General features: G+C 63.6%; 22 protein-coding genes and 1 pseudogene. 10 read left to right on the forward strand and 13 right to left on the reverse strand.

The window, feature by feature from the left end:
• Window positions 1–2: 2 nt before the first annotated feature.
• Genes PWP93_RS24020 through hyfB form a run of 4 tightly spaced genes read right to left on the reverse strand, consistent with a single transcriptional unit; the run spans window position 3 to window position 5,072 of the window.
• Complete coding sequence (locus PWP93_RS24020; RefSeq protein WP_421046305.1) at window positions 3–1,463, reverse strand: hydrogenase 4 subunit F; 1,461 nt, start codon at window positions 1,461–1,463, stop codon at window positions 3–5.
• Entirely contained in the window at window positions 1,456–2,115 is a 660-nt protein-coding gene (locus tag PWP93_RS24025) for a formate hydrogenlyase (protein ID WP_421027532.1), read from the reverse strand. The genes PWP93_RS24020 and PWP93_RS24025 overlap by 8 nt, the downstream gene beginning before the upstream one ends.
• Entirely contained in the window at window positions 2,116–3,066 is a 951-nt protein-coding gene (locus PWP93_RS24030) for a respiratory chain complex I subunit 1 family protein (RefSeq protein ID WP_421027533.1), read from the reverse strand.
• A complete protein-coding gene (gene hyfB / locus PWP93_RS24035; RefSeq protein WP_421046306.1) occupies window positions 3,063–5,072 on the reverse strand; it encodes a hydrogenase 4 subunit B in 2,010 nt (669 codons plus the stop codon). The genes PWP93_RS24030 and hyfB overlap by 4 nt, the downstream gene beginning before the upstream one ends.
• A gap of 278 nt (window positions 5,073–5,350) precedes the next feature.
• Between hyfB and PWP93_RS24040 the strand changes: the two genes are divergently transcribed.
• The 6 genes and pseudogenes from PWP93_RS24040 (at window position 5,351) to PWP93_RS24065 (ending at window position 10,117) form a co-directional block, all read left to right on the forward strand.
• Window positions 5,351–5,794 carry a hypothetical protein gene (locus PWP93_RS24040; RefSeq protein ID WP_421046307.1) on the forward strand — a complete coding sequence of 148 codons (444 nt, stop codon included), beginning with the start codon at window positions 5,351–5,353 and terminating at the stop codon, window positions 5,792–5,794.
• Between the two features lie 148 nt (window positions 5,795–5,942).
• The gene (locus PWP93_RS24045; protein ID WP_421027536.1) at window positions 5,943–6,131 is read left to right on the forward strand and encodes a ribbon-helix-helix protein, CopG family; all 189 of its coding nucleotides are present in this window, start codon (window positions 5,943–5,945) and stop codon (window positions 6,129–6,131) included.
• 59 nt (window positions 6,132–6,190) lie between these two features.
• The gene (locus tag PWP93_RS24050; protein ID WP_421027537.1) at window positions 6,191–6,535 is read left to right on the forward strand and encodes a zinc ribbon domain-containing protein YjdM; all 345 of its coding nucleotides are present in this window, start codon (window positions 6,191–6,193) and stop codon (window positions 6,533–6,535) included.
• Window positions 6,536–6,575: 40 nt separating this feature from the next.
• The gene (locus tag PWP93_RS24055; RefSeq protein ID WP_421046308.1) at window positions 6,576–7,514 is read left to right on the forward strand and encodes an MBL fold metallo-hydrolase; all 939 of its coding nucleotides are present in this window, start codon (window positions 6,576–6,578) and stop codon (window positions 7,512–7,514) included.
• Window positions 7,515–7,698: 184 nt separating this feature from the next.
• A pseudogene (locus PWP93_RS24060) lies at window positions 7,699–8,676 on the forward strand (S8 family peptidase); the annotation flags it as partial.
• Window positions 8,677–8,755: 79 nt separating this feature from the next.
• The gene (locus PWP93_RS24065) at window positions 8,756–10,117 is read left to right on the forward strand and encodes a hypothetical protein (protein WP_421046309.1); all 1,362 of its coding nucleotides are present in this window, start codon (window positions 8,756–8,758) and stop codon (window positions 10,115–10,117) included.
• Window positions 10,118–10,680: 563 nt separating this feature from the next.
• On the opposite strand, the gene PWP93_RS24070 is transcribed toward PWP93_RS24065, so the two are convergent.
• Both PWP93_RS24070 and PWP93_RS24075 read right to left on the reverse strand, forming a co-directional pair.
• Entirely contained in the window at window positions 10,681–12,075 is a 1,395-nt protein-coding gene (locus PWP93_RS24070) for an amidohydrolase family protein (protein ID WP_421046979.1), read from the reverse strand.
• A gap of 81 nt (window positions 12,076–12,156) precedes the next feature.
• Window positions 12,157–13,518 carry a nucleobase:cation symporter-2 family protein gene (locus tag PWP93_RS24075; RefSeq protein ID WP_421046310.1) on the reverse strand — a complete coding sequence of 454 codons (1,362 nt, stop codon included), beginning with the start codon at window positions 13,516–13,518 and terminating at the stop codon, window positions 12,157–12,159.
• A 208-nt stretch (window positions 13,519–13,726) separates the two neighbouring features.
• Here PWP93_RS24075 and PWP93_RS24080 point away from each other — a divergent pair, with 208 nt between their 5' ends.
• Window positions 13,727–14,617, forward strand: coding sequence for a LysR substrate-binding domain-containing protein (locus tag PWP93_RS24080; protein WP_421046311.1), 891 nt, complete (start codon window positions 13,727–13,729; stop codon window positions 14,615–14,617).
• Window positions 14,618–14,659: 42 nt separating this feature from the next.
• Here PWP93_RS24080 and PWP93_RS24085 read toward each other — a convergent pair whose 3' ends face one another.
• Window positions 14,660–15,550 (reverse strand): LysR substrate-binding domain-containing protein, encoded by an 891-nt coding sequence (locus PWP93_RS24085; protein WP_421046312.1) that lies wholly within the window; start codon window positions 15,548–15,550, stop codon window positions 14,660–14,662.
• Window positions 15,551–15,761: 211 nt separating this feature from the next.
• On the opposite strand from PWP93_RS24085, the gene PWP93_RS24090 reads away from it, so the two are divergent.
• Both PWP93_RS24090 and PWP93_RS24095 read left to right on the forward strand, forming a co-directional pair.
• Window positions 15,762–16,283 (forward strand): (2Fe-2S)-binding protein, encoded by a 522-nt coding sequence (locus PWP93_RS24090; protein WP_421046313.1) that lies wholly within the window; start codon window positions 15,762–15,764, stop codon window positions 16,281–16,283.
• Between the two features lies 1 nt (window position 16,284).
• Entirely contained in the window at window positions 16,285–18,531 is a 2,247-nt protein-coding gene (locus PWP93_RS24095) for a molybdopterin cofactor-binding domain-containing protein (RefSeq protein WP_421046314.1), read from the forward strand.
• A gap of 56 nt (window positions 18,532–18,587) precedes the next feature.
• Here the strand turns inward: PWP93_RS24095 and PWP93_RS24100 are convergent, their stop codons facing one another.
• From PWP93_RS24100 to PWP93_RS24125, 6 genes are all read right to left on the reverse strand, one after another.
• Window positions 18,588–19,184 carry a glutathione S-transferase family protein gene (locus tag PWP93_RS24100; RefSeq protein WP_421046315.1) on the reverse strand — a complete coding sequence of 199 codons (597 nt, stop codon included), beginning with the start codon at window positions 19,182–19,184 and terminating at the stop codon, window positions 18,588–18,590.
• Window positions 19,185–19,276: 92 nt separating this feature from the next.
• Window positions 19,277–21,640 carry an acetamidase/formamidase family protein gene (locus tag PWP93_RS24105; protein ID WP_421046316.1) on the reverse strand — a complete coding sequence of 788 codons (2,364 nt, stop codon included), beginning with the start codon at window positions 21,638–21,640 and terminating at the stop codon, window positions 19,277–19,279.
• A 102-nt stretch (window positions 21,641–21,742) separates the two neighbouring features.
• Window positions 21,743–21,934: a XapX domain-containing protein gene (locus PWP93_RS24110; protein WP_035525667.1), complete on the reverse strand. Its 192-nt coding sequence runs from the start codon at window positions 21,932–21,934 to the stop codon at window positions 21,743–21,745.
• A 14-nt stretch (window positions 21,935–21,948) separates the two neighbouring features.
• Window positions 21,949–22,176: a XapX domain-containing protein gene (locus tag PWP93_RS24115; protein ID WP_421046317.1), complete on the reverse strand. Its 228-nt coding sequence runs from the start codon at window positions 22,174–22,176 to the stop codon at window positions 21,949–21,951.
• 73 nt (window positions 22,177–22,249) lie between these two features.
• Window positions 22,250–23,275, reverse strand: a complete 1,026-nt coding sequence (locus tag PWP93_RS24120) for an acetamidase/formamidase family protein (RefSeq protein ID WP_421046318.1) — start codon at window positions 23,273–23,275, stop codon at window positions 22,250–22,252.
• 522 nt (window positions 23,276–23,797) lie between these two features.
• On the reverse strand, window positions 23,798–24,442 hold the full coding sequence (locus PWP93_RS24125; RefSeq protein ID WP_421046980.1) for a GntR family transcriptional regulator: 645 nt from the start codon (window positions 24,440–24,442) through the stop codon (window positions 23,798–23,800).
• A gap of 312 nt (window positions 24,443–24,754) precedes the next feature.
• Between PWP93_RS24125 and hydA the strand changes: the two genes are divergently transcribed.
• Entirely contained in the window at window positions 24,755–26,179 is a 1,425-nt protein-coding gene (hydA, locus tag PWP93_RS24130) for a dihydropyrimidinase (RefSeq protein ID WP_421027554.1), read from the forward strand.
• Window positions 26,180–26,241 lie beyond the last annotated feature (62 nt).

Below are 26,241 nucleotides of genomic sequence, written 5' to 3' on the forward strand. Positions count from 1 at the left end.
GCTCAACCTGCGAGTACGGCGCCGGCCGCGCGATACCACGCCGCAAGCCAGGACGGAATGTAGAGCCCGAGCATGAGCCCGATGCCCAGATGAACGAACACCGGCAGCAGCGCAGGGCGGTATTCGAGCCGCCGCGCCGTGGGTTCGCCGAACGCCATGCCCTGCATGCGCCGGAAAATGACCGCGAAGGCCACGACGAGCGCCAGCATCAGCAAGGGCACGGTCCACGGCAGCGTTTGCAGCGCCGTGGTGAGAATCAGGAATTCGCTCGCGAATACACCGGACGGCGGCATGCCGAGGATCGCGAGCGTGCCCAGCACCATGCCCCAGCCGACCACGGGGCTCGTGCGCACGAGGCCGCGAATGCCAGCGATCGCCTGGGTGCCGGTTTTTTGTGCGGCATGGCCGACGCTGAAGAAAATCGCCGATTTGATCAGCGCGTGCGCGCTCATGTGCAGCAGCCCCGCGAACGTCGCCATCGGGCCGCCCAGGCCGAACGCGAACGTCATCATGCCCATGTGCTCGATCGAGGAGAACGAGTACAGGCGCTTGGCGTCGGTCTGCCTGAACAGCGAGAACGTCGCGAGCAGCACGGAAACGAGCCCGAAGCCCACCAGCAGGTGTCCGGGCAAACCGTTTTGCAGCGCGCCGTCGGCGAGCACCTTGCAGCGCAGCACCGCGTAAAGCGCCACATTGAGCAGCAGGCCCGAGAGCACGGCGGAGATCGGCGTCGGGCCTTCGGCGTGCGCGTCGGGCAGCCAGTTGTGCATCGGTACGAGGCCGACCTTGGTGCCATAGCCGATCAGCAAAAACACGAATGCCAGCGACACGATGGCGGGGTCGAGGGTCGCCTTGGCGGCGTTCAGGCTCGTGAGCAGCAGCGCGTCGTCGCCGCCCAGCACGCGGCTCGCGGCGAGATACAGCAAGATCGTGCCGAACAGCGCCTGCGCGATGCCCACGCCGCAGAGGATGAAGTACTTCCAGGCGGCGTCGAGACTGGCCGCCGTGCGATAGACCGCCACCAGCAGCACGGCCGCGAGCGTCGCGGCTTCCATCGCTACCCACAGGACGCCCATGTTGTTGGTCAGCAGCGCGAGCAGCATCGCGAAGACGAACAGCTGGTACATGGCGTGATAAAGCCGCGTGCGGTTCGCGCTCATGCGGCCGCGTTCGCGCTCGACGCGCATATACGGCTTCGAAAAGAGCGCCGTGGTCCAGCCGATCAGCGCGGTGAGCGCCACGAGAAACGCATTGAACGAGTCGACGTGAAACGCATGGCCGAACGCGAACGACGGGCCTTGCGTCATGGTTCGCTGTGCGAGCCAGAGGGCGGCTGCGAGCGTGAGCAGGCTGAAGGCGGCGTTCAGGTCCGGCGCGAGGCGGCGTGCGCCCACGAGCGCGAGGCTTGCACCGGCGAGGAGCGGCAGGCCGAGCACCGCCGCGAGTATCCAGGCGCTACTCATCTTTGCGTTCTTCCAGGCGGTGAATGTCGAGGCTGTCGAACTGCTCGCGGATCTGGAACATGAACACGCCGAGAATCAGCATGCCGACGAGCACGTCGAGCCCGACGCCGAGCTCGACGATCATCGGCATGCCGTTGGTGGCGGCCGCCGCCGCGAAAAAGAGTCCGTTTTCCATCGAGAGAAACGCAATCACCTGCGGCACCGCCTTCGCGCGCGTGATCATCATCATGAACGAGAGCAGCACGCAGGCGAGCGCGATGCCGAGCGTGCCGCGCGCCACTGACGCGGCGAACTGCGTGACCGGAAGCGCCACGTTGAAGGCCACCACCACGAGCACGATGCCCGTGAGCAGCGTGGCGGGAATGTTGAGCAGCGGCTCCACGTCGCTCGTGACGTTCAGCCGTCGCACCATGCGGTAGAGGAGCCAGGGAATCAGCCCGACCTTGAGCACGAACGTGAGCGACGCGGAAATATAGAGGTGCGTGTCGGCGGTCACGTAGCCGAGCACGAGATTGGCCAGCACGAGCGTGACGCCCTGCAGCGTGTAGAGATGGATCAGCGCGAGAATGCGCCGCTGGCTCAGCATCGCGAACGAGATGAGCAGCAGGATCGCGGCGAGGAAGTTGATGATCTGCGTGGCGAGGGCGTGCATTCAGGCCCCCAGCAGGAAATGGACGAGCATGCCGATCACGGCGAGCAGGTAAGCCGTGGCGAGAAACTCGGGCACGCGGAAGAGCCGCATTTTCGCGTTGAGCGTCTCCACCAGTGCGAGCAGCGCGCCGCCCGCGAACAGCTTGGCGAACAGCGCGGGCACGGCCAGCAGCAGCGCGAGCGGGTTGCCCGTTTCGGCAATGCCCCAAGGCACGAATAGCGCAAGGCCGATGCACGAATAGGCGAACAGCTTCAGGCTCGCGGCCCATTCGATCAGCGCGAGATGGCGGCCCGAGTATTCGAGGATCAGCGCCTCGTGGATCATCGTGAGTTCGAGGTGCGTGGCGGGGTTGTCGACGGGCAGGCGCGCGTTCTCCGCGAGCGAGACCATGGCGAACGCAATGCCCGCGAACGCGAGGCTCGGGTAGATGGCGAGCTGGCCGTGGCTCAGCGTGGCGACGATGCGCGTGAGGCCGGTCGACTGCGTGATCAGCGAGGCGGAAAACAGCACCATGAGCAGCGCGGGTTCGGCGAGAAAGCCCACCAGCATTTCGCGCCGCGCGCCGAGCGTGCCGAATGCGGTGCCGGTGTCCATGGCGGCGAGCGAGATCGTCACGCGCGCGAGTGCGAACAGGCCCACGAGCGCGATGGCATCGGCGGCCGGCGAAAGCGGCAGATCGGTCGAGAGCGTGGGCACGATCGCGCAGGCCAGCGTCATGCAGCCGAGCACGACATAGGGCGCGAGACGCGTGATCGGGCTCGCGTGCAGCGCGACCACCGACTCCTTGTTGAAGAGCTTGTGCAGCGTGCGGTACGGCTGCCACAAGCTCGGTCCGCGCCGGCCCTGGAGCCGCGCCCGGCAAACGCCGATCCAGCCCGAGAGCAGCGGCGCGGCGGCCAGCGCCACCAGAATTTCGAGCCCTTGCGAGAGCGCTCCGGATAGCGTGATCATCGGCGCACCAGAATGAGCAAGGTGATGAGCGCGAGAAAGCTGCACGTGAGGTAGACCGCGATGCGGCCCGCCTGCAATCGTCCCGCGAGCGCGCCCATCCAGCGCAGGCCGCGCGCGAGCGGCGCGTAGATCCAGGCCCACGTGCGGTCCGAGGCCGTGACACGGTAAGTGGGCTGTGCGTCGAACGGCGACGGCACGCTGCGCTCGATGCGGAACAATGGCGCGAAGATTTCGCGGATCGGCTGCCCGAAGCCCTCGGCCGAATCCTGCATGCGCGCGGTCACGAACGGATTGCCGCACGCCCATGGCGCGGCGCGGCGCAGCCGTCCGTGATAGAAGCGGCGCACGAGCAGATAAGCGAGCCCGCAGCAGCCCACGAAAAACGCGAGGAAAACGGCGGGCATGTAGCTCGCGCGCTCGACACCGGTGGGCGCGAGCAGCAGCCAGCTACCCGCCTGCAGCGCCGCGCCTAGATCGGCGCCCGCTAGCTGCCGCACGACGGGCGTGAGCGCGCGCACCGTCTGCACCGGCATGAGGCCGAGCAGCACGCAGGCCGCGACGAACCAGCCAAAGCCCGCGCGCTCCCAGCGGCCGGCGTCGCGCGCGCGGGCCAGCGACGCTTCGCGCGGCTGCCCGAGGAACACGATGCCGAAGAACTTGACCATGGTGTAGCCCGCGAGCGCGGCGACCAGCGCGATCAGCGCGGCAATGAGCGGTATCGCCATGTTGAGGAACGGGTTCGGCAGCCCCGGCGTAAACAGAAAGCTTTGCAGCAGCAGCCACTCGGACACGAAGCCGGAGAGCGGCGGCAAGCCGGCGCTCGCGAGCGCGCCGACGAGCGCGGCCCACGCGGTCCAGGGCATGCGGTGAATCAGGCCGCCGAGGCGGCCGAGATTGCGCTCGCCGGTGGCGTGCAGCACCGCGCCGGTGCCGACGAACAAGAGGCTCTTGAACGCCGCGTGACTCGCGATCTGATAGAGCAGCGCCGTCATGGCCAGCGCCGCGAGCCCGTTCATGCCGAACGCGCGAAACAGCACCGCGAGCCCGAGGCTCACGAACATCAGGCCGATATTTTCGATCGACGAATACGCGAGCAGCCGCTTCATGTCCGACTGGATCGCGCTGAACACGACGCCCAATAGCGCGGTGAAGAGGCCGAGCGCGAGCATCAGTACGCCCCACCAGGCGATCTGCAGGTGCAGCAGGTCGAACACCGTGCGCAGCATGCCGTAGAGGCCGGCTTTCAGCACGAAGCCGCTCATGAGCGCCGAGACCGGCGAGGGCGCGGCGGGATGCGCCTCGGGCAGCCAGACGTGGAGCGGAAAAATGCCGGCCTTCGCGCCGAAGCCGGCCAGCGCGAGCAGGAAGGCCACCGACGCCCAGAGCGGCGAGAGGTGCTGCGCGCGCATGGCGTCGAAGGTGTAGTCGCCCGTGCCAGCCTGTAGTAATCCGAACGAAATCAGCAATGCCAGAGCGCCGGCGTGCGAGATCAGGAAGTAGAGAAACGCCGCGCCGCGAATCTCGGCGATGCGGTGATTGCTCATGACGAGGAAGGTGGCCGAGATCGTCAGCATTTCCCATGCGACGAGAAAGCCGTACGCGTCGTTGGCGAGCAGCACGAGCGCGAGGCTCGCGAGGCACACGTGGTACTCGAAGCACAGCAGGCCTGGCGGCGTGCCTTCGCCCTTGCGGAAATAACCCGACGAGAACGCGCTCACGCCGGCGCTCACGAGGCCGAGCACGGCGAGAAAGTAGGCCGAAAGCGCGTCGATGCGCTGGTGGAACGGCAAACCCGGCAACCCGATGGGTAATACGAGCGTTTGCGTCGGGCCGCGCATGGCATAGACGCCCAGCCCGAACAGCAGCACGCCGAACAGCGCGCCGGCGGGAAAGAGGCCATGCGCCACCACGCGCGTGCGGCGCGCATATGCGAGCCCCGCGCAACCGATCGCCAGCCAGCCCGCAACGATGCAGAGCGCGAGCTGGATCACGATACGAGATTCCATCGAGCCGGGTCTCCGCTGGGCTGGGCGAGTCGTGGGTGGGCGCTGGGTGTCATGCGGCCCTCGGGACGAAGCGCCGGGCTGAATCACACGTTGAATCGCATGTTGTTAACAGAGAATGTTAACAACATTAACATGCTATCAGAATCGATTTTGCGTTTCCAGAGGGTGTCGATATGCCCCTGGCGCGACCTCACGCACGTTTAAATGAGATGTTAAGATGATTAACATGCTATTACACTTGGTTGGATCAGGTGGGAGCGTTGCAGGGGAGTAGGCGCATGATTGAAGTAGATGTTCCATTGCTGACCCATGAGAGCAAACGGATACGCTTGCGGGACGCGGGCGGCGAGCGTGGGCTCGTGGCCGTGGGTGTCGGCCGGGCAGGCGGGCGTGGGTTTCAGCTGCTGCACCGCTTTGCGGCATTGAGCGAGCGGCTCGACGCGGCCGGCGTGCATCTCGTGTTCGTGTATCCGGCGCAATCGGCGCGGCATGTTCAGGACGCGCTTTCGGTGATGGCGGCTCGCTACCGGAACAAGCCTTGCCTGCTGCTGGACGAGGCGGGCCTGTTCTTCGGCGATACGCTGCCGCCCCAACGGCACAGCGTCATGCGCTTCGACGGGCGTATGGCCTGCGTCGAAACGCTGGAGATCGACGCGCGGGAAACGGACTGGGACGCGCGGCTCGGCGAGTTTCTGGCTGGCGTGCTTGCGGATAGCGCGTGAGCGCTGCGGAAAAACGGGGGGCGGGTCAATTCCGTCGCTACGACCCGGTCAATCCGGAAGCAGGCCGGGCCCCACGATCCACTACGGGCGTCCGGATTCGATTATAATTTGATTAACATATCTGGACTGGACTCCCAAGACCCGCGTGATGGAAACCAAGAGCGCCCGACTGACGATTCTGATCGACCCCGCGAAGAAGGCGGCATTTGAAGAGCTGTGCTCGGCACAGGATTTGACGCCCTCGCAGGTGGTCCGCCAATTGATCCGCGACTACCTTGCGCAGCATGGCGTGACCTACAAGACGCAGAGTACCGTCGGCACGCGCGCGCGCCGGTGAATGCCGGCGTCGCCCGCCGACTACGTAATAACCGCTTTAAACAGGCTTGAGAGTTGAACATGACCGCATTACCGCCGTGCCCGCAATGCAATTCCGAATTCACCTATGAAGACGGCGCCGTTTATATCTGCCCCGAATGCGGCCACGAGTGGGGCGCGCATGCCGAGGCTGCCGCAGCCGAGCCCGCGGGCAAGGTGTATCGCGATTCGGCAGGCAATATCCTGCAGGATGGCGATACCGTTACCGTCATTAAGGACCTGAAACTGAAGGGTGGTGGCGGCGTGATCAAGATGGGCACCAAGGTGAAGAACATTCGCCTCGTCGATAGCGATCACGACATCGACTGCAAGGTCGACGGTTTTGGTGCAATGAGCCTGAAGTCGGAATTCGTCAAGAAGGCCTAACGAAAAAACGCGGTAAAAACGCGGAAAGAGGCGGATCGACATGGACCAGACTCCCGGTAGTTCCGCTTCACCCATCACCATAGCGCGCGCCGACTTCGGCCGCGTTTCCGTGCTGTTCGGCGCGAAGAGCGGTAAGTATCCGGATGGCAATCAGGTGCTCATTCGCGGCTCGGACACGCGCGCGGCTTTCGATACGCCGCTAGTCTCGAATCACATCGGCGCTGAATTCGAGGCAACCGAACTGGTGGTGATGGGGCACGTGCACGAAGACCATATGACGGGCCTCCATCGCATTCCTCGCGCCGCTGTGCATGTGCACGAGGCCGATTTGCCGGCGATTCGCAGTTGGGACGGCATGATCGGCGCCTATGGCATGCTTGGCGCCGGCGTGAAGGGCGAGGCGGCATTGCTGGCCATGCTCCAGCGCGACTTCTTCTATGCGCCGCGGCCGGACGCGCAGGGCTATGTGGACGGTGCCTGCTGGGATCTCGGCCAGTCGCGCATTCGCGCATTTCATCTGCCCGGCCATACCGCCGGCCACTGTGTTCTGCTGGTCGAGCCCGAGGGCGTGGCCTTCACCGGCGATATCGACCTGACGGGTTTCGGGCCTTACTACGGTGACGGCAGTTCGAGCCTGCGCGATTTTCGCCGCAGCATCGCGCGGCTTGCCGACATTCCGGCGAAGGTTTGGGTCACGTCGCATCATCGCGGCGTGTATACCGACCGCGAGCATTTCCTGCGCGATCTCGCGGCGTTCGGCGCCAAAATCGACGAGCGCGAACAGCGCCTGCTGGCGTGGCTCAAGGAATCGCCAAAGACGCTGGAGCAACTCGTCGAGCTGCGCTTGCTCTATCCGCTGGGCTACGAAGGGCCCTGGGTGGTGTCCGCCGAGACGCGGACGATTTCGCAGCATCTGGTCGAGTTGGTGGCCGATGGGCGGGTCGTCGTGGACGAGGAAGGCGTTTACCGGCTTGGATGAGGATTGCCTTTGGGCGTCGCATCATCTTCCCCAACAATCGATAGTTTTCTCGCGGACCTCTCCTCACGTTCTTCGTCACCATGCGCTCATTTGCCAGAACCTCTTTGACCTTGCAAAGCGCAATTGATTTTGCAGCAAGTAAGGGGGTCGTCGTAGTTGCTGCGGCGGGAAATTACCGGCAGGACTATCCACTAGTCAGCCGGCAAACTGCCGGAATGTGATTGCGGTTGGAGGAAGCGAAGGAGATGGCGGTAGCTGGGTAAGTTCCAACTACGGGACCGGCATCGATATTGCTGCACCCGCCGAAGATGTGCTCTCAACGTTCAACAGTGGAAAAAGCGTTCCTACCACCGAAGACTATGGTTACCTGTCAGGGACATCTATGGCCGCTCCGCAAGTTGCCGGCGTCGTTGCGCTCGCGCAATCGGTAGCACCGAGGGTGCTAACAGTGCCAGAAGTACGGGCACTTCTCCAGCAAAGCTCTCAACCGTTTGGGCCCGTGCAACCCGATCGCCTTCTTGATCCCGGTATTCTGGATGCTGCAAAGACGGTGCAAATGGCTAAGTCCGGCTACATCCCTGTAGCCGTCGATTTCACCTGCGTCCAGAACGGAACGCCCTTTATGGAAGTTGACTGCACGGATTTGTCAAGTACAAGAGGCGGTGCGACTATCAAAAAGCGTCAATGGGAAACGGGTGCAATTGTTCCCACCATAGTAAGGGACAGTAACCTGCCATTTACCATCCGTTATAAATATAGCGGCAGATATACAATCGCATTAAAGGTTACAGACACCAATGGAGTCACGAGTACTGTTGCTCGCTCGGTCAACGTTAATCCGCCACCAACGATTTCCCTGCCAGCCAATGGATCTTCTGTGTTTTCCGGCAAGGCGTACGATGGGGCTTACTATAAGACGCCTGTTCCGGAAAATGCAAAGAGCCTAACCGTAAGCGTAGATTTTAAAAACAGCGGAGAGCGGGGGTTCCTTTATGTCTCTGATACGCCAACAACCTATCAGCCTGTATGTGAAACGAGAGGTGGCTACGGTCAAACTATTTCTTGCATTGTAAGCAACCCGAGAGCTGGGAATTGGTATGCAATTCTTTTGAATACGTCAAATGTTTCCGGCGCTACAATAAAGGCAAATTACAGCAATTAAATGGAGTGTAACGATAATTCGCCTATTTAAATGCGCCACATTGAATAGGCGATCTGCGTTTAATTTTGGGAATGTTCGAGTGAATTCGACAATCGATAACGACTCGTCTCTGTTGCAATTGGTACTGAAATTTCGACAGCAGGGCGACTGGTGCACAGTAGAGGAAATGTGTCGCACAGGACTTGAGTGCAACCCTGGAGACATTGAACTTGCATGGCAACTGGCGAATGCCCAGTGGCGGCGACACGACCCGGTAGCCGCAGAGGTGACTATGCGTACTGCTAACGCGATTAAACCGAATAATCCCGACATTTTAGCCGCAATAGCACAATTTATCGCGGAGCAAGGCCGTTATGGCGCAGCACGGAGATTATATGAGCGGGTTATCCACCTCAATTCATCGACCGTGAACGCAGCCGTTGATCTTGCTGAGCTTGAACTACGCGACTGCGAATGGAAGCGTGGATGGATTCGCTACGAAAACCGGCTCAACAGGAATGATCGGGCATCAAACAACGTCGTGTCCATCATGGCGCGTGTAGCGCCGCATTGGACAGACCAGTCGCTTCGAGGCCGCACGCTGATGGTCTATAGCGAACAGGGACACGGCGACGATATTCAGATGGTCCGCTTTATCCCAGCGCTCGCCGCACGCGTGAACGCTCAGGGCGGTCGCGTGGTAGTGGCGTGCAGGCGCGCGCTGCGCGCCCTTTTCACACGTCATTACGCACCGTGTATCGAGATTGAAACGAAAAATTTCGCAGAGCATGGTACGCCTGACTATTGTCTGCCCATGATGAGCATACCGCTCGCACTCCGCCTAAAACCGGACGAGGTGTGTGGCGCGCCCTATCTGAAGCCTGATTCAACGCGCGTCGCAGAATGGCGCTCCCGCGTGCGCGAGACACCGCCGCTGCGCGACGCGCTCCAGATTGGCTTGGTCTGGCGTGGTGATCCTAACCACAGGCGAGACGCGCAGCGTTCAATGGCACTCGAAGAACTTGCACCGCTGTTTACGTTGGGCGATGTGGTATTTCACCCGCTTTCACCTGGCAATTCAGAGATGCCTGCAAACGTGCCGCACTGCGATTTGACACCCTACTACCGGAACGGCTTCGAAGACGTGGCTGCGCATGTCTGCGCACTAGACGCGGTAGTGACAATCGACAGCGCGCCGTTGCACTTGGGCGGCGCGCTCGGGGTGCCGGTATTCGCGATGCTAGATCACGTCTCGCAATGGGCATGGGGGAGCAACGAAACACAGCGATGGTACGACAGCGTTAAGTTGTTCCGACAGCCTCGACCTGGTGAATGGCAACCGGTAGTAGCGCGTATAGCAGACAGGCTGGCAGCCTTGGCCGCAACACTAAAACCTAAGCGCGAAACTACGGACACTTACGAGCCTGCATTTCGACAGTTCGATGGCTATGGGGACGCATAGAATACAAGTCCACAGCTTGAGTCGTGCGGTAATAACCGCGTCAAAGATAGAAGAAGTGATTGGATTGATGATACCGGACGCCCTCTACAGAATTCCGATGCTGGTACGCCTATCCGGTTGCACGTATCGGATGGTGCAACACCGGCTCATGCTCGCGGTGTCCCGCCGGAAAGTTGAGCGGGTGAAATTTTGCAGGTGCTGCCTCTATCGTGTTCCGTCTTTTGCGGCAGTGGCGCTTAGACGATTTGCGGAACCGACGCGTGAGGATCTCCAAGGTTGGGACACCGCGTGGCGGGAGTTTCGTACACTGTGCGATTTGGCCAGACGATAGTCAATACTGCAACGCGACTTCAATTGGGGTTGCGCATCAGATAGCGAAGCGCGCCTTCGGACGTGCTGAGCATGGCACCACGACCAATCATCTCGAGATCCGCATCAAGAGAAAGCGCGTCGTACCGGCCGCGCTTTACCCCAACGCGAAAATATCCAACACGAAGCACATGCCGAATTCATGAAACGGGCGAGCCCAAGCACATAGCCCTTGCACCCGCCCCACATCACATTCAATCCAGCAGTTCCTTCACCCCCTGCGCCGCATCACGGCGCAGCGCCTCGAGATCGAGGCCAGGAATCTCGCTGTTCTCCACCACCACGCGGCCATTGACGATGCTGTGACGCACGCGCACCGGCTCGCCCGCCGCAACGGGCGCGACCGCGAGGTCATGGAAGCCGTCGAAGCGCAGCGCGTTGAGGTCGTAAAGCACGAGGTCGGCGGCCTGGCCCGGGGCGAGCGTGCCCACGGCATCGAGCCCGAGCACGTGCGCGCCGCCGGCCGTGCCCCAATGGACGATTTCTTCCACCGTGGTTGCCGCCGCGCCATGCGCGGCGCGATGCACGAGCCACGCGAAGTTCGCCTCGTGGGTCATGCTGCCCGATTCGTTGGACGCCACGCCGTCGACGGCCAGCGACACCGGCACGCCGGCAGCGGCCATGCGGGGCGCGGGGGCGATACCGCTGCCGAGGCGCGCGTTGCTGACCGGGCAATGCGAGACGCCCGAGCCGGATTCGGCCAGCATCTCAATCTCGCTGGCTTCGAGGTGCACGAGATGCGCGAACCACACGTCGGGGCCGAGCCAGCCGTGGTCCGCCACGAATTCCACCGGCAGCTTGCCGAAGCGCTCGCGGCAGAAGTCGACATAGCGCGTGGTTTCCGAAAGGTGCGTATGCATGCGCAGACCCAGCCCTCGCGCGGCGCGCGCAAGCTCCGGAAGCAGTTCGGGCGGCAGCGAGAAGGTGGGCGTGGTGGGCGCGACCACCACACGGCGCATCGAGGCCGCACTGCCATCGTGATAGCGGGCCTTGAGGCGCTCGATATCGGCGAGCATCTGGTCGAGTGTTTCAGGGTGCAGCACGGTCTTCGAAAAGCCCGGGTGATCGCCCGCCGATTGCAGCGCGCCGCCTCGACACAGCACGAAGCGCAGGCCGAATGCATCGGCTTCCTCGAACAGCAGGTCGCCGGTTTCCGTGGTGCCATGCGCGTGATACAGGTAGTGATGATCGGCGCAGGTGGTCACGCCCGAGAGCAGCATCTCGGCCATGCCGAGCCGCGCAGCCGTGCGCGCGAGCTCGGGCGTGAAGCGCGCGAGACGCGGATACGGCACGGCGGCGAGCCAGTCCTGAAGATCGGCGTTGATGCCAGAAGGCACGGCCTTGAGCAGGTTCTGGAACAGGTGATGGTGGGTGTTGACCCAGCCCGGATAGACGACGCAGTCGCGCGCATCGATCACGCGTTCGCTGGCAAGCGGCGTGAGATTGGGCGCGATCGATTCGATCCGGCCGTTGGCGATCCGCAGATCGGCCTGGCCGAGGCGGGCCTGGTCACCGGGGCGGCCACTCATGATGGCGGCGGGGTTGCGGATCAGAATCGACTGGGGCGGCGGCGTTGTTGGGTTCACGATCAGGCATCCTTATTATGTGTGTTGAGGGCGAAGCGCGAGCACGCGTAGCGCTCGCGCGAGCCGGTGAGTGTCAGGCGCGCATCAGTCACGCGCCATCGTTGCACAAGCCGCATCGGCGTGCTCGTGCCCGGTGCGTTCGGCGGGACGTACGCCGTTCAGCAGCGCATTGAGCATGACGGAAACGAGGCAGGCGATCACGACGCCGCTGTGCAGGAAGGGCAGCGACCATTCGGGCATGTGGCCGAACACCTGCGGCATCATCACCGGCATCAACGCGGTTGCAATCGTGAAGCCTACGATCAGCACGTTGTAGCGATTGTTCTCGAAGTCCACTTTCGCGAGCGTTTGCACGCCAGCGGCCACCACCACGCCGAACATGGCGATGCCCGCACCGCCGAGCGCGGCCGAAGGCGTGGCCGCCACGACGGCGCCGACCTTGGGCACGAGCGCGACAGCGCACATCAGCACGCCGCTCGTCGCGACTATCCAGCGGCTGCGCACGCCGGTCAGGATCACGAGGCCGACGTTCTCCATGAAGGCGATGAACGGAAACGCAGCGAACATGCCGGCAATCGCGCTGGCCACGCCATTGGCGCGCAGGCCGCGCACGACGTCTTCCTCGCTCACTTCCTTGTCGACGATGTCGCCGATCGCCACGAACAGCCCCATCGACTCGACCATCTGCACGATCATCACCACGGCCATGGTGGCGATGGGCACGATGGAGAATTCGGGCCTGCCGAAATAGAACGGCACGGGCAGCGTGAACCAGGGCGTGGCGGCGACGTTGCTGTAATGACCCATGCCGAGCGCGACGGCGAGCCCGGTGCCCAAGACAAGCCCGATCAGCACCGAAAGATTGCGCACGAACGGCGAGCCGAAGCGGTTGATCAGAAGAATCACCGTGGCGACCAGCAGCGTGACGCCGAGGAACGGCAGCGAGCCGAAGTCCGCGCTCTTGGTATCGCCGCCGCCCACCCATTGATACGCGACCGGAAAGAGCTGCATGCCGATCACGGTGACGATGCAGCCGGTCACCACGGGCGGGAAGAAGCGCCGCAACCGGCCGACCAGCGGCGCAGCGAATGCCGTGAACAGGCCCGCGCCGATCACCGCGCCGCACACTCCCGTGAAGCCGATGCCGGGCGTGAGGCCGATGGCGATCACGGGCCCGACGCTGCTGAACGCCACGCCTTGCAGGATCGGCAGCTTCACACCAAGCTTCCAGACGCCGACGGTTTGAAAGATCGTCGAGATGCCGGAGCAGAACAGCGCGGTGCTGATGAGCACCGTGGTGTCCGCGGGCGACATCTTGAGCGCCGAGGCCACGATCAACGGCACGGCAATCGCGCCGATGTAGGCGACCAGCATATGCTGCATGCCGAGCGTGAGCATCTGGCGCCAGGGGAGAATTTTATCGACGGGATGTGAAGCGGTATTCATGACATGTCTCCTGATTTTCGATTCCGGCCGATTCCGTGCCGGCCAGTTAATTCGGACTTCTAGTCATGCTGCGATTGCAATAAACTAATCAGGCCGCGGTCTCCCCAGAGAGAAACGGGTGCAGCTTGCGACGAAGTTTCACAAGACGAAATCGCTCTGTACAATATTTTTTCCCTTCGATCTTGATACGTTTGCGATATGGACCCCCATGGATTTGCGTCTCTTGCGTTACTTCGCGGCGCTTGCCGACGAGCTCCATTTCGGCCGCGCAGCCGCACGGCTGCACATTTCCCAGCCGCCGCTGAGCCAGCAGATTCGTTTGCTTGAGGAGGAGCTGGGCACGGCGCTGTTCATCCGCTCGCAGCATCGCGTCGAACTGACCGAGGCAGGGAAAACACTGAGCAAGCAGGTGCCGCTGATCTTCGCGCAGTTCGAGCGCGCGATCGATCTCACGCGCTGTGCGGGCCGGGGCGAAATGGGCAATCTCGCGGTGGGCATCATCAGCTCGGCCATGGTCGCGCCCATTCCGCGCGCGCTGCGCGTGTTCGCGAGCCGCCATCCGCAGGTGCGCTGGACGCTCAACGAAATGACGCCGGTGGAGCAGATCTCGGCGCTCAAGGAGAAGCGGCTCGATGTGTGCTTCTTTCGTCTGTATCAGGACGATCCCGCGATTCGCTGCGAAGCGATCGGCCGCGATACGGCGATGGCCGTGCTGCCGGCCGATCATCGGCTGGCTGCGCGCAAGCAGATCGCCCTTGGCGAGCTCGCGCACGAGCGCTTCATTTCATTCGGCTTGCGCCAGTCGCAGCTCGCGCGCGCGCTTCAGGACGCTTGCGTGAAGGCGCGTTTCACGCCCCAGATCGTGCACGAGGTGGTGGAGGTGCATACGCTGCTTTCGCTCGTGAGGGAGGGGCTTGGCGTGGCGCTGCTGCCGACCTCCGCGCAGCAGATCTCAACGGGGGGCGTGGTGTTCGTGAAGCTTGTCCAGACCGATCTCGACGTTTCGCTGCACGCGCGCTACCGCGCCGACGACACCTCGCCCGTGCTGCACGCGTTTCTCGACACGGTGCGCGAAGTGGCCGCCGAGATGGCGCGTTGAGGCTCGATCCAGAAGCGTTCCGGAGTTCCGGATGGACGACATTCATGCGAGCGTGCGCGCCACCAGTTCGCCGATCACCTTCACCAGCGGCGCCACGAGGGCAGCGCGCTCGCGCGGCCACAGCGCGTAGAGGTTGTAGTGGGTGGGCAGCTCCACCGCGTTGAGCGTCACGATGCGCCCTGCGCGGCGCGCATCGGCGGCGAGCAGGCCGCGCGCGAGCCCCGCGCCCATCCCCGAGCCTAGCGCGGCCACCAGCCCCGCCGCATTGTCCAGCACCGCGATGCTGTCGGGCTCCACGCCCGGCAGGCCGGACTCTTCCAGCCAGGGAATCCACGAGCGCTTGGTGTAGCCGAGCAGCGGCAGCGTCAGCACCTGCTCGGGCGTGAGCGGCAGCGTGAGGCCGTGGCGCTCGAGCAGCGCGGGCGAGGCCATGGCCGCGAGCCGGTCGTGACACACCAGCGTGCTGTCCACGCCTTCCCATTCCCCATACCCGTAGCGCAGCGCGAGATCGACATGCTCGAACGCGAAGCGGTCGTAGCGCGACGCGGAGAGCACGGTCAGCGAGACGCCGTCGAGCGCCTCGACGATCGCGGGCAAGCGCGAGGGAAACCATCCCTGCATGAGTTCGGGGTCGACGTCGATCGTAATGGAAGGCCCGGCGGGCCGCCCCTTGACGGTCGAGATCGCGCGGTCGATCTGCTCGAGCCCCGCCGAAAGCTGATTGGCGAACAGCGTGCCCGCGTCGGTGAGCGCGATGCGCCCGCCCACGCGCGCGAACAGCGGCTGGCCGATGAAATCTTCGAGCGAGCGGATCTGCTGGCTGATCGCGCTGTGCGTGAGCGAGAGCTGGCGCGCGGCGCTCGAGAAACTGCCGACTTTCGCCGCTTGCAGGAAGGCCTGCATCGACTGGATCGAGGGGTAGCGCTTGAGCATGTGTTAGTCCGGCTAACAGAGGATCGACGAAATGATCGCTGGCTTCTGGCGCGGCGGCTTTCAATAATGCAGCCGTGTCTGCGGGCACGCGCTGGAAAACGCGAAGCGATTTGAAAGCGTCCCGAAGCCGCAACGATACGGGAAAAATCCAGCGGGAAAAACCTGGCGGAAAAAACTTCGGGAATAACATGAAAAACGTGGGAGACAGCGCGTGATTTCGATAGTGGTGAACGATAGCCGGCATACGATCGACGATGTGCCGGACGACATGCCCTTGCTCTGGGTGCTGCGCGACCGCCTCAAGCTCACCGGCACGAAGTTCGGCTGTGGCAAGGGTCAATGCGGTGCGTGCACGGTGCATCTGGAAGGCGCTGCGGTGCGCTCGTGCATGCTGCCGGCGGTGGCGGCGGACGGGCGGCGCATCACGACCATCGAAGGCTTGTCTCACGACGGACGCCATCCGCTGCAACTCGCGTGGATTGCCGAAGACGTGCCGCAATGCGGTTATTGCCAGTCGGGCCAGCTGATGCAGGCAGCGGCGCTGCTCGCGCAAGATGGCAAGCCCGACGACGCCACCATCGTGTCGACGATGTCGGGCAACGTGTGCCGCTGCGGCACGTATGGACGCATTCATCGCGCGATCAAGCGGGCCGCTTCGGGCGACCCCACGCTGAACGCGGTGGTGACCTCCACCGCCACGCCCACGCCGGAACACGCCGGCAAGGAGGCGTGAAATGCGCCACGACGATCAACACGGCGCGGCGCGCCGACGCTTCCTGAAGCAGGGCTCCGCGCTGCTGGCGGCGGGCCTCGCGGTGGGTTTCGTGCTGCCCGAGGCGCACGCCGCTGCGGCAGCAGAGCCAACCATCAGCGGCGACCCGCACCCGCAGCGCGGCGAATTCGAGCCCAACGCATGGGTGCGCGTTCTGCCCGACGACACGATCAAGCTCGTCGTCCACAAGCACGATTCCGGCACCGGCACGCGTACCGCGCTCGCGGCGGTGGTGGCCGAGGAGCTCGACGTCGATCCGTTCCGCGTGGAGGTGATCACGCCCGAGGATCCGTTCTTTGCGCAGTACATTCATCCGCTGTGGAAAGTGTTTTCGACGGGCGGCAGCACCAGCGTCTCGCTCGAATACGAGCGTTTGCGCCGCGCGGGCGCGACGGCGCGCGCGATGCTGATCGAAGCTGCGGCGCAGCAGTGGGGTGTGCCGGCATCGGCATGCACGACCGACAACGGCAACGTGGTGGAAGCCGCGAGCGGCCGCCGCGCGACCTACGGTTCGCTCGCCGCGCGCGCGGCGAAGCTGCACGCGCCAAAAGACGTCGCGCTCAAGGCGCCCGGCGAGTTCAAGTATGTGGGCAAGCTGCGCAAGAAGCGCGATGCCGCGCAGAAGACCACCGGCAGCTTCGGGTACAGCATCGACGTGTCGCTGCCAGGCATGCTCGTGGCCGTGGTCACGCGCGCGCCCATGATCGATGGCCGCGTGCGCAGCGTCGACGCGAAGGCCGCGCTCGCCATTCCGGGCGTGCGCGACGTGCTGCGGGTTCCCGCGCGGCCCGATATTCTCGGCGGCAATCAGGCCGGCGTGGCCGTGCTCGCGGACGATTACTGGGCCGCGCATCGCGGCCAGGCGGCATTGCAAATCGAATGGGACGACAGCCCCTTCGAGTCGTTCGACAGCAGCACGCTGGCGGCGCGCCAGGCCGCATGGCTGAATGATCCCGCTGCGCGCGTGGTGCCGACCGTCCAGAACGGCGACGCCAAAGCGGCCCACGCGGCCAAAGCGGCGGGCGGGAAAATGATCGAAGCGTCGTACTCGATGCCGTACAAGGCCGCGAATCCGCTCGAACCGGTCAATGTGACTGCCTGGGCCAGAAACGGCGGCATCGAATATTGGGGCGGATTGCAGGTGCCGTCTTCGGCGCGGGAGGCTGCCGAGGTTATCGGTAGCATTCCTGAGGATCGGGTGACGCTGCACGAACTGGTTTCGGGCGGCAGCTTCGGCGCTCGCGAATCGAAGTACTGGCTGCTGGAAGTGACGTGGCTCGCGATCAAGACCGGCAAGCCGGTCAAGCTGATGAACAGCCGCGAGGACGAAATGCGCGCGCTGTATTACCACGCGGCCACGCATCACCGTGCGCGGGCCGTGGTCGATTCGAAGGGGCAGCTTGCGTCGCTGGAACTGCGCGCGGTTTCGCCGGCCTCGCCCGAGCAGTGGGAGCCGGGATACCTCGACCGCGCGGACCGCATGGACTACAGCACGACCGAAGCCATCAACAAGTGGGAGTTCGCCTATAGCGCGCCGCATCGCGACATCGGCTGGGTACGCCATGAGACGGGCGTGCCCACGGGCTGGTATCGCGCGGTGAGCTATATCCCGAACGTGTTCGCCGTGGAGTCCATCATGGACGAAGCCGCGCATGCCGCGCGCCGCGACCCGCTGGAGTTTCGCATCGCGCATATGCGCGAGCGGCCGCGGCACGTTGCGGTGCTGCGCGAAGCCGCGAAGCGCGCGGGCTGGGGGCAGCCCCTGCCGGCCGGCACGGCGCTCGGCATCTCGACCAACGAGGCCTATAGCAGTTACATCGCCGTGATCGCACGCGTGGCGCGCAAGGGCGATGGCATGGTGGTCGAGAAGCTCACCTGCGTGACCGACTGCGGCATTGCGGTGTCACCGGGCGGTGTGGAGGAGCAGCTTTATGGCGGCCTGATGTGGGGGCTCGGTCATGCCACGAGCGATCGCATCGACATTCGCAACGGCCGCGTGCAGCAGAGCAACTTCGACACCTACCGCGTAATGAGGATGAGCGACATGCCTGACATCGACATTCATATCGTGCAGGGCGACGTGAGCAAGCCGGGCGGCGTGGGCGAACTGGCGGGCCCGTCGGTTGCGCCGGCCATTGCCAACGCGGTGTTCAGCTTGACGGGCAAGCGCCTGCGCGAGACGCCATTCGATTTGCAGATGCGCGCGTAGGGGAATGCACTCAAGGCAAGGAGAACCCTTGCCTTGAGCACGCATGCCAGCCGTTCTCAGCCATTCTCGCGGGCCTGCGCACGCGCGAAAGCGGGGCGGCTGGTGACGCGCTGGACGTAATCCTCCAGCAATGTCGTGCGTTCGAGCAGCGGGCTGCCCATGAACAGCGCGAAGGTGGTGGCGACCAGAATATCGGCGGCGGAAAAGGATTCGCCCAGCAAATACGGGCCATTTTGCAGCGTGCGGTTGACGTGCACCATGACTTCGTCGGGATCGACCCAGCCCGCCGTGCCGCGCGGCGGCGTGATGCCCATGAACTTGCCGACCCACGCGGGTTCCATTACGCCCGCGTAATAGGCCAGCCAGGTGAGATACGCGCCGCGCAACGGCGAGCCCACCACCGGGCCGATGCCCGCATCCGGGAATTTGTCCGTGAGATAGCAGGCAATAGCGGAGCTTTCGAACACCACCGCGCCATTGTCTTCGATAACCGGCACCTTGCCGTGCGGATGCGGATTAGCCGGGTCAACGGCGCCTGTGCCGTTGCCCCGGCGAATATCGACGGACTTGATTTGATACGGTGCGCCAAGTTCTTCGAGCAGGAAAATCATGCGCGACGAGCGCGAATGCGGAGCATGGAAAAGCGTAATCACGGCTTGTCTCCGGGACGGGGGCAGAAACCGGAATGGTACCGGAAGGCAGGATCTGTTGCGTTCCAGACTAATGCAGCAAGTCTGGCAGTAAGTCAGGTGCCCGTGAACAGAGACTTCCTGATAATCGCATGCACGCCCCAGTTGCCATTGACCACCTGCGTGATGCCAAAGTCGACGGCAACCGAAATGAGCGTGACGGCCTCGTCCTCGCTGAGCTTCTTGACGGACATGAGAAACCGGCGGGCCTTGCGAAACGCGTCGCGCATGGCTTCGTCGAGCGTCGACTTCATGTAGATGTGACTCTGCGCCTTTTGCCCGAACTCGGTCAGATGATTCGGAGAACTGAAGCCATGCAGAATCCACTCGTTCGCGGTTTCAACGAGCGGGTAGGTCAAGTCGGCGAAGGGAGCGTTCGGGTCGATCTCGCCGTTCTTGTGCAGCACCAACTGGAAATCGCCGGTCAGCGAGCATTCGATGGCGGTGCCGCATAGCTCGGAGTCGCCCTGGGACGCATGCGGGTCGCCAATCGAGAACAACGCGCCAGGCACGGCCACGCGCAGAAACACGCTGGCCCCGCGCGTCACGCGCCAGTTGTCCAGGTTGCCCGCGAAGCTCGAAGGCGGAATGGAGTCGATCAACCCATTCTGGGCCGGCGCCACTGCAATCACGCCAAAGTGCGGGCGAACCGGTATTTCGATATCGCTCAGGACGTCGTAGTTTTTCTCGATGGTGGAATGGTCGACCGGCACGCCGGGATAGTCGATCGTCGGATGCAGCACGCCAGACGGGTCGCGTTGCGGCGTCCAGCGGAAGTTGTAGAGCGCGCGCGCCTTGCGGTCGGAGCGTTCGCAGTCGATTTCGAAGATGGTCACGACTTCGCGCTCGCGCGGCTCCGTGAGCAGGTCGCGGTAATGAAACCCCCACCACGTTGCGGCGTTGCTGCCGAAGGCCTTGCCGTGAAAGCAGGGGTTCGCGCTCATGCGCGGGCGGATGTCCACAATCCTCACTTCGAGCACGTCGCCCGGCATGGCGTCGCGCACGGCCACGGGCCCCGTGCAGATATGGACGCCGAATCCTTCGCCCGCGCCGCGCCCATAGATCGATGCATCGAGCGGGCCCGCGCCGCGCCGGTCGACGTTCTTCTTCTGCGCGGTCCAATGGAACACGCTTTGCGCGCCGGCATCGCCTTCGATCATGCGCTCCCAGTCATCCGATGCGTGCTGTGTGAGCGTTTCGATCGTCACCTTGTCGCCCGACTCGACTTCGAGCACCGCAGGCAAGTCGCGGCTCAAATAGCCCCAATGGACGGTCTTGTCGGTGGCGTTGAGCCGGTGATGGCGGCGTCCGAAGCTATCGGTGGCATGGCCCCAGCGCGAAACATGGCCGGGGTGGCCCGGCGTGCTCGCCGGCGCGGTGCCGTCGTTGGCCGGAAGCTGGTCGCGCGCGATGGGCTGGATCCGCACGTGTTCGGGCCGGCCGCGCGAGATGTGTTGCGCAACGACCTTGGCCGGCGCGGGCATCATCTGGTCGCGGTAGGAACTGGGCGAGATGCCGAACTGCTGCCGGAACGCGTGGCTGAAGTACGAGGGATCGTTAAAGCCCCATCGATAACAGATATCCGAAACCGTGAGCTTGCTGTAGAGCGGATTCGCGAGATCGGTACGGCAACGTTCGAGCCGCCGCGTGCGCAGATAGACCGAAAAATTCGTGCCCGACTTTTCGAACAGCTTTTGCAGGTAGCGCGCGGACACGTGCTCGTCCGAGGCGATGGAGGCCACGCTCAAGCCGGGCTCGGCCAGCCGCGCGTCCACGCGCTCGCAGATGCGCGAGAAGATGGCGGTGCGCGACTGCGTGAGCCCCGCGAGGTCGGGCGGCTGGCTCGCGATCAGGGCCGTGGCGAGAAACTCGGTGATCGTGCTGTCGATGGGCTGCAAGGCCTTGGGGTCGGCGGCCACGACGGTTTCGAAGGTGTCGGCGGCCGCGCACAGCATTCTCGCAAAGAGCAGTCCTGCATCGCCCGTGAGCTTGATCGCTTCGGTGGGCAGCGGCGCGGCTACGCGCGCGGCGAGCAGCGCGGGGCCGATGTGAACGGTGAGCAGGCGAAACGCGGTGGCGAGCGACAACTCGGCGTGCGCGCCCGCGGGCACGCAGACAATTTCGTTCTCACGCAGGCTGTCGCTCGTGCCCGTGGTGGCGAGCCCGGCCTCGCCTTCGAGCAGCATCAGCAACACGAGGCCACGGTCCTTGCCCGCGGCCACGGCAACTGATTGTGGCACTGAAGCGATGCAGGCGAGCTCAATGCCGGCACTGGTGGTTCTGGACTGCACCGTGCCATGCAGCGAGTGATCTGCGCACAGGTTCTGGCAGGAGAGCCGCGCGACCATGAGCTCGGCGCGCCAGGCAGCGGCACGGCCGGGTTGCGGCCAGGCTTCAGTGGAAAAGTGCGATTGACGCAAGGCCTGTCTCCCTGGCACGTGCATGCAGCAGTGGTGATGGCGGACCCACCGGCTGGGCCCGCCTGACTTCAATCCAGCACATGCGTCGAGCCGTTGTGGCGGCTAGCCGAAATGCAGCTGCCCTCGCATGGCCGCCACCAGGACGAAGCCCGCGAATGTGCCGACGATCGCGAAGATGCCGCCGAGCACATTGGGCGCAGGTATCGGAGCCCGTACCGCAGTGTAAACAACCCCTGTTACCAGGCCAACGGCTGCGGCCTGAATTTCCGTTTGACCTAGCATGATTTCAACCATGTCATTCCCCTTTATCATGAATCGGCCGCGATCGATCCGCTTGCTGGTGGACGACCGAAACTGACACTCTTGCGCCATGCGTTCACGATCAGGTAGCCGAGATAGGTGAAGAGAATGGCGCAAATGCCCCCCGTGACGTTGGGTGCGGGAATGGGCAGATCGAGCCACGAATACAGCGTGCCGGTGACGAGACCGACTATGAGCGCAACCAGTTCATTGCGCCCCACGTAGACATAGTGCATGTGAGTTCCTCACGCTTGTTCGCTTGCGTTATCCGGGTGTCCGATTTAGGCCTTGTTTGGCCTGATCTGGCGTTTAGCCCTTGGTTTTCGGCGGGAAGATGGCACGCGGCATCGTGCAATGAATGCCCTGGGTGCCGTCGACGACCTGCGTGACGCCGAAATCCGCGGAGACGCTCATGAGCGAGTAGGCGTCGTCGCGCGAGAGGCCTTGCTGCTCGGTCAGCAGATGGATCATGTCGCGCGCCGCATTCCTGCCGGCTTCGTCGAGATCCTCATGGAAACCGTGGACGACCCAGCAGTCCGGCGTTTCCAGCAGCGGCGAGGGGAAGTGAAAATCGTTTCTCAGGACTACCTGGAAAAGCACATTCAATGAGGCCTCGATCGCGGTACCGCTGATTTCGCCGTCGCCCTGCGAGATGTGCGGGTCGCCGATCGAGAACAGCGCGCCGTCCACCGCAACCGGGTAATACATGGTGGCGCCCGCGCCAATACGCCAGTTGTCGATGTTGCCGCCGTGCAAGCCCGGCTCCACGGTCGAGACGCGGCCTGCCTTGTCGGGCGCCACGCCCGCCGTGCCCAGATGCGGGCGCACCGGAACGCGCACGCCCGCGAGCGCTGGCTGGCGGCAGCATTCGCGCTCGTCGACGATTTTTCCGGGCGTCGTCATCTTGTTCGGATAGTCGTAGGCGTACAGTGCGTGTGCGGTGTTCGACGCGGTGTCGAGTTCATAGATGGTGATGCGTTCCTTGTTGAATTCGCGGTACAGCTGGCCCCAGTGCGCGGCAGCATTTGCGCCGTAGCGAAAGCGCGGAATCATTTGCAGGTAGCGCACTTCGAGCACGTCGCCGGGCTTGGCGTCCTCGATGTAAATCGGGCCTGTCATGATGTGCACGCCCGGATTGCGGTCCTCGTGCGGGATCTTCGAATAGATTTCGCGCACGGCGTTGTCCATCATCAGGTCCGGCGCATCGCCGGCATGGTGGGTGATCGCTTCGGCGCGAATGATGTCGCCGCTTTTCACGGTCAGGGCCGGTGCTTTGCAGGCGTCGAAATAGCCCCAATGAACGGTCTCGGGACGGGCGGGCAGATCATGCAGCATGGTTGTCTCCTTGATTTATGGGTTGCCGCGTCCGACGACCGTGCATGATTGAACGGTCGTGCGTGAAGCGGTTATGGCCAGGTGCAATGCTGATGAACAGCCACCTCATTGATCGTGGCCATCCATGACTCGCGGGAATCGCTCGGTGCTTAGCCGTTCGACTTGATGTCTCGCGGTGCCTTGATATTAGGTATTCCGGATTCTTGCGACATAGGGCGATGCGCCCCAATCGCTTGTGTTCTCGCGAACTAGCGTAAACCCGCTGCAAATGGGGTATGAAATGCCCGCTTAAATGCGTAACCGGAACGGGCACGCGCGCCAGCCACGTGCGTGACGGCATGCAGATCGCGTTAAGTCCGTTGTAATCGGGGAAGTGGCGCGGGCGAGAGAATTAGCGCGATCGCACGTGATGTGTGCGCGTTATTGATACTTCATGAGCGCAATATCGGTCGATGCAAACAAGATGTGGACACAACCAATCACACCGGCCGACGCAGTCGCTGGTGACGCGCGGTCCGCGCGTCAGCTTCTGAAGATCTCTTCGAGATCGACCTGCTCGCTTGCCGACTCGAGCTTCATGCTGCCTTGAATGTGGTCCAGGTGCTCGAGCATCAAACGCTCGGCGCGCGCGGCGTCGCGCTTCGCGATGGCATCGACGATATGCGAGTGCTCGTCGGCGCGGCAGCAGGTTGCTGTAGGCGCGTCGTAGAGAAAGATCATGAGACACGTGAGCACGGAAAGCTCACGCATGGTGCGGGCGAGCGCCGAGTTGCCCGCGAGATCCGCCGCGAGCGAATGAAACTCGCCCGAGAGCCGGATCACGGTGCGCTTGTCCTCGCGCTTGCGCGCATCGGCTTCGAGTGCTTCGTGCTCGCGCAGGCGCTTGAGCTTTTCGGCCGTCAAGTTCTCGACAAGCCGCCGCATGATCGCGGGCTCGATCAGGCGGCGCGCTTCGAAAACGTCGAGCGCCTGCTCGATGGAAGGGCGCGCGACATACGCCCCCTTCTGCGGAATCAATTCGACCACCTGCTCATGCGCGAGCCTCGCCAGCACTTCGCGAATGCGTCCGCGACTGGCATTGAAAATTTCGGCCAGGCGCTCTTCCGCGAGTTTGGTGCCGGGGTGCAGCCGGTGCTCGAGGATCGCCGCGTAGATGCGCTCGTAAATCTCGTCCTGACTGAGTTCCAGCGGCGCGCGCGCCGGCGCAGCGGATTTGCGTTTGCGTGGGGCGGATTTCCCGGCAGGGGGCGTGGCAAGTTCGTCGATTGCAGGCACGGCAATGGCCTCTCGTATGCGGTGTAGCGGGCGCGCCAGCCGCGCTGCGCATCGCCCAGAGTCAGGATACCGGCAGCCTCGCGGATTGTCGACACTCATGTAAACACTAGTGTTGTAAACATAATTGTTGACTATTATGTCGACAGCAGAGACGTCATGGTTGCCGTTGATTCATAAGATAATTTTCGAGTCGGGAGATTTCAGGTGACAGGTTCGGCGCTAGATCTGGTTATCCGCAATGCGCGTGTCGCGACGGCCAGCGACACCTTCAAGGCCGACATCGGCATCGCGGGCGGGCGCATCGTTCAGCTGGGCATGGGCTTGCCGGCGGGCGCGCGCGAGATCGATGCGGCGGGGCGCGTGGTGACGCCGGGCGGCGTGGATGCGCACTGCCATTTCGATCAGCCGATGGCGCCGCCGCTGCGCATGGCCGACGACTTCGACACCGGCACGCGCGCAGCGGCATGCGGCGGCACGACCACCGTGATTCCGTTCGCGGCGCAGGAGAAAGGCCAGTCGCTGCGCGCCGCCGTGGACGACTATCACGGCCGCGCCGAAGGCAAGGCGCACATCGACTACGCGTTCCATTTAATCGTGAGCGACCCCACACCGAAGGTGCTGGAAGAGGAGTTGCCGGCGCTGATCGCCGAGGGCTACACGTCGTTCAAGATCTACATGACCTATGAGGATCTGAAGCTCGACGATGGCCAGATTCTCGACGTGCTGGCCATCGCTCGCGAATACGGCGCGATGGCCATGGTTCACGCGGAGAACGCCGATTGCATCGAATGGCTGACGAAGCGTCTCGAAGCCGCGGGCCGCAAAGCGCCGCGCTTTCATGCGCATGCTCGCCCGCTGCTGGTGGAGCGCGAGGCCACGCATCGGGCCATTTCGCTCGCCGAACTGGTGGACGTCCCGGTGTTGATCGTGCACGTCTCGGGGCGCGAAGCGGTCGAGCAGATTCGCTGGGCGCGCTCGCGCGGCCTCAAGGTTTATGCCGAGACCTGCCCGCAATACCTGTTTCTGACCGCCGCCGATCTCGGCATCGACGACACCTATCAGGGCGCGAAATGCGTCTGCAGTCCGCCGCCGCGCGACAAGGCCAACCAGGAGGTGATCTGGGACGGCCTGAACGACGGGCTCTTTACGCTTTTCAGTTCCGACCACGCGCCATTCAACTACGACGCGCCCGAAGGCAAAAAGCCCGGCGGCGAGGAAGTCTCGTTCAGCCACATTCCGAACGGCATTCCCGGCGTGGAGACGCGCATGCCGCTGCTCTATTCCGAGGGCGTGCTGGCGGGGCGCATGACGCTGAACCGCTTCGTGGAACTCACGTCTACCAATCCGGCCAAGACCTATGGCCTGCACCCGCGCAAAGGCACTATCGCCATCGGCAGCGACGCCGACCTCGTCATCTGGGGCGAGCGCGGGTTCGTGCTGCGCAACGCGGATCTGCATCATGCGGTCGACTACACGCCTTACGAAGGTCAGACGCTGCGTGCCTGGCCCGACATCACGCTAATCGGCGGGGCGGTGGTATGGGATGGCGAGTTCCATCCGCGCCGCGGGCGAGGCCGCTTTCTGCGTTGCGGGAAACCGACGATCGGGCCTCGAGGTGCGCTCGACTAACGCGTTGTGGTTGTGGTGATTCCATTCATGGAGTGCCCGCCGTTTCACTAAAAACCCACAAA

Source organism: Paraburkholderia sp. A1RI-2L (genome assembly GCF_048957375.1).
Classification (GTDB): Bacteria; Pseudomonadota; Gammaproteobacteria; order Burkholderiales; family Burkholderiaceae; genus Paraburkholderia.

Bases quoted from the DNA above. Each gene is read 5' to 3' on its own strand.
- PWP93_RS24085 (WP_421046312.1), bottom strand. From the start codon at position 15,550: ATGCTCAAGCGCTACCCCTCGATCCAGTCGATGCAGGCCTTCCTGCAA.
- PWP93_RS24030 (WP_421027533.1), bottom strand. From the start codon at position 3,066: ATGATCACGCTATCCGGAGCGCTCTCGCAAGGGCTCGAAATTCTGGTG.
- PWP93_RS24110 (WP_035525667.1), bottom strand. From the start codon at position 21,934: ATGGTTGAAATCATGCTAGGTCAAACGGAAATTCAGGCCGCAGCCGTT.
- PWP93_RS24025 (WP_421027532.1), bottom strand. From the start codon at position 2,115: ATGCACGCCCTCGCCACGCAGATCATCAACTTCCTCGCCGCGATCCTG.
- PWP93_RS24115 (WP_421046317.1), bottom strand. From the start codon at position 22,176: ATGCACTATGTCTACGTGGGGCGCAATGAACTGGTTGCGCTCATAGTC.
- PWP93_RS24120 (WP_421046318.1), bottom strand. From the start codon at position 23,275: ATGCTGCATGATCTGCCCGCCCGTCCCGAGACCGTTCATTGGGGCTAT.
- hyfB (WP_421046306.1), bottom strand. From the start codon at position 5,072: ATGGAATCTCGTATCGTGATCCAGCTCGCGCTCTGCATCGTTGCGGGC.
- PWP93_RS24080 (WP_421046311.1), top strand. From the start codon at position 13,727: ATGGATTTGCGTCTCTTGCGTTACTTCGCGGCGCTTGCCGACGAGCTC.
- PWP93_RS24095 (WP_421046314.1), top strand. From the start codon at position 16,285: ATGCGCCACGACGATCAACACGGCGCGGCGCGCCGACGCTTCCTGAAG.
- PWP93_RS24055 (WP_421046308.1), top strand. From the start codon at position 6,576: ATGGACCAGACTCCCGGTAGTTCCGCTTCACCCATCACCATAGCGCGC.
- PWP93_RS24020 (WP_421046305.1), bottom strand. From the start codon at position 1,463: ATGAGTAGCGCCTGGATACTCGCGGCGGTGCTCGGCCTGCCGCTCCTC.
- PWP93_RS24045 (WP_421027536.1), top strand. From the start codon at position 5,943: ATGGAAACCAAGAGCGCCCGACTGACGATTCTGATCGACCCCGCGAAG.
- PWP93_RS24040 (WP_421046307.1), top strand. From the start codon at position 5,351: ATGATTGAAGTAGATGTTCCATTGCTGACCCATGAGAGCAAACGGATA.
- PWP93_RS24050 (WP_421027537.1), top strand. From the start codon at position 6,191: ATGACCGCATTACCGCCGTGCCCGCAATGCAATTCCGAATTCACCTAT.
- PWP93_RS24075 (WP_421046310.1), bottom strand. From the start codon at position 13,518: ATGAATACCGCTTCACATCCCGTCGATAAAATTCTCCCCTGGCGCCAG.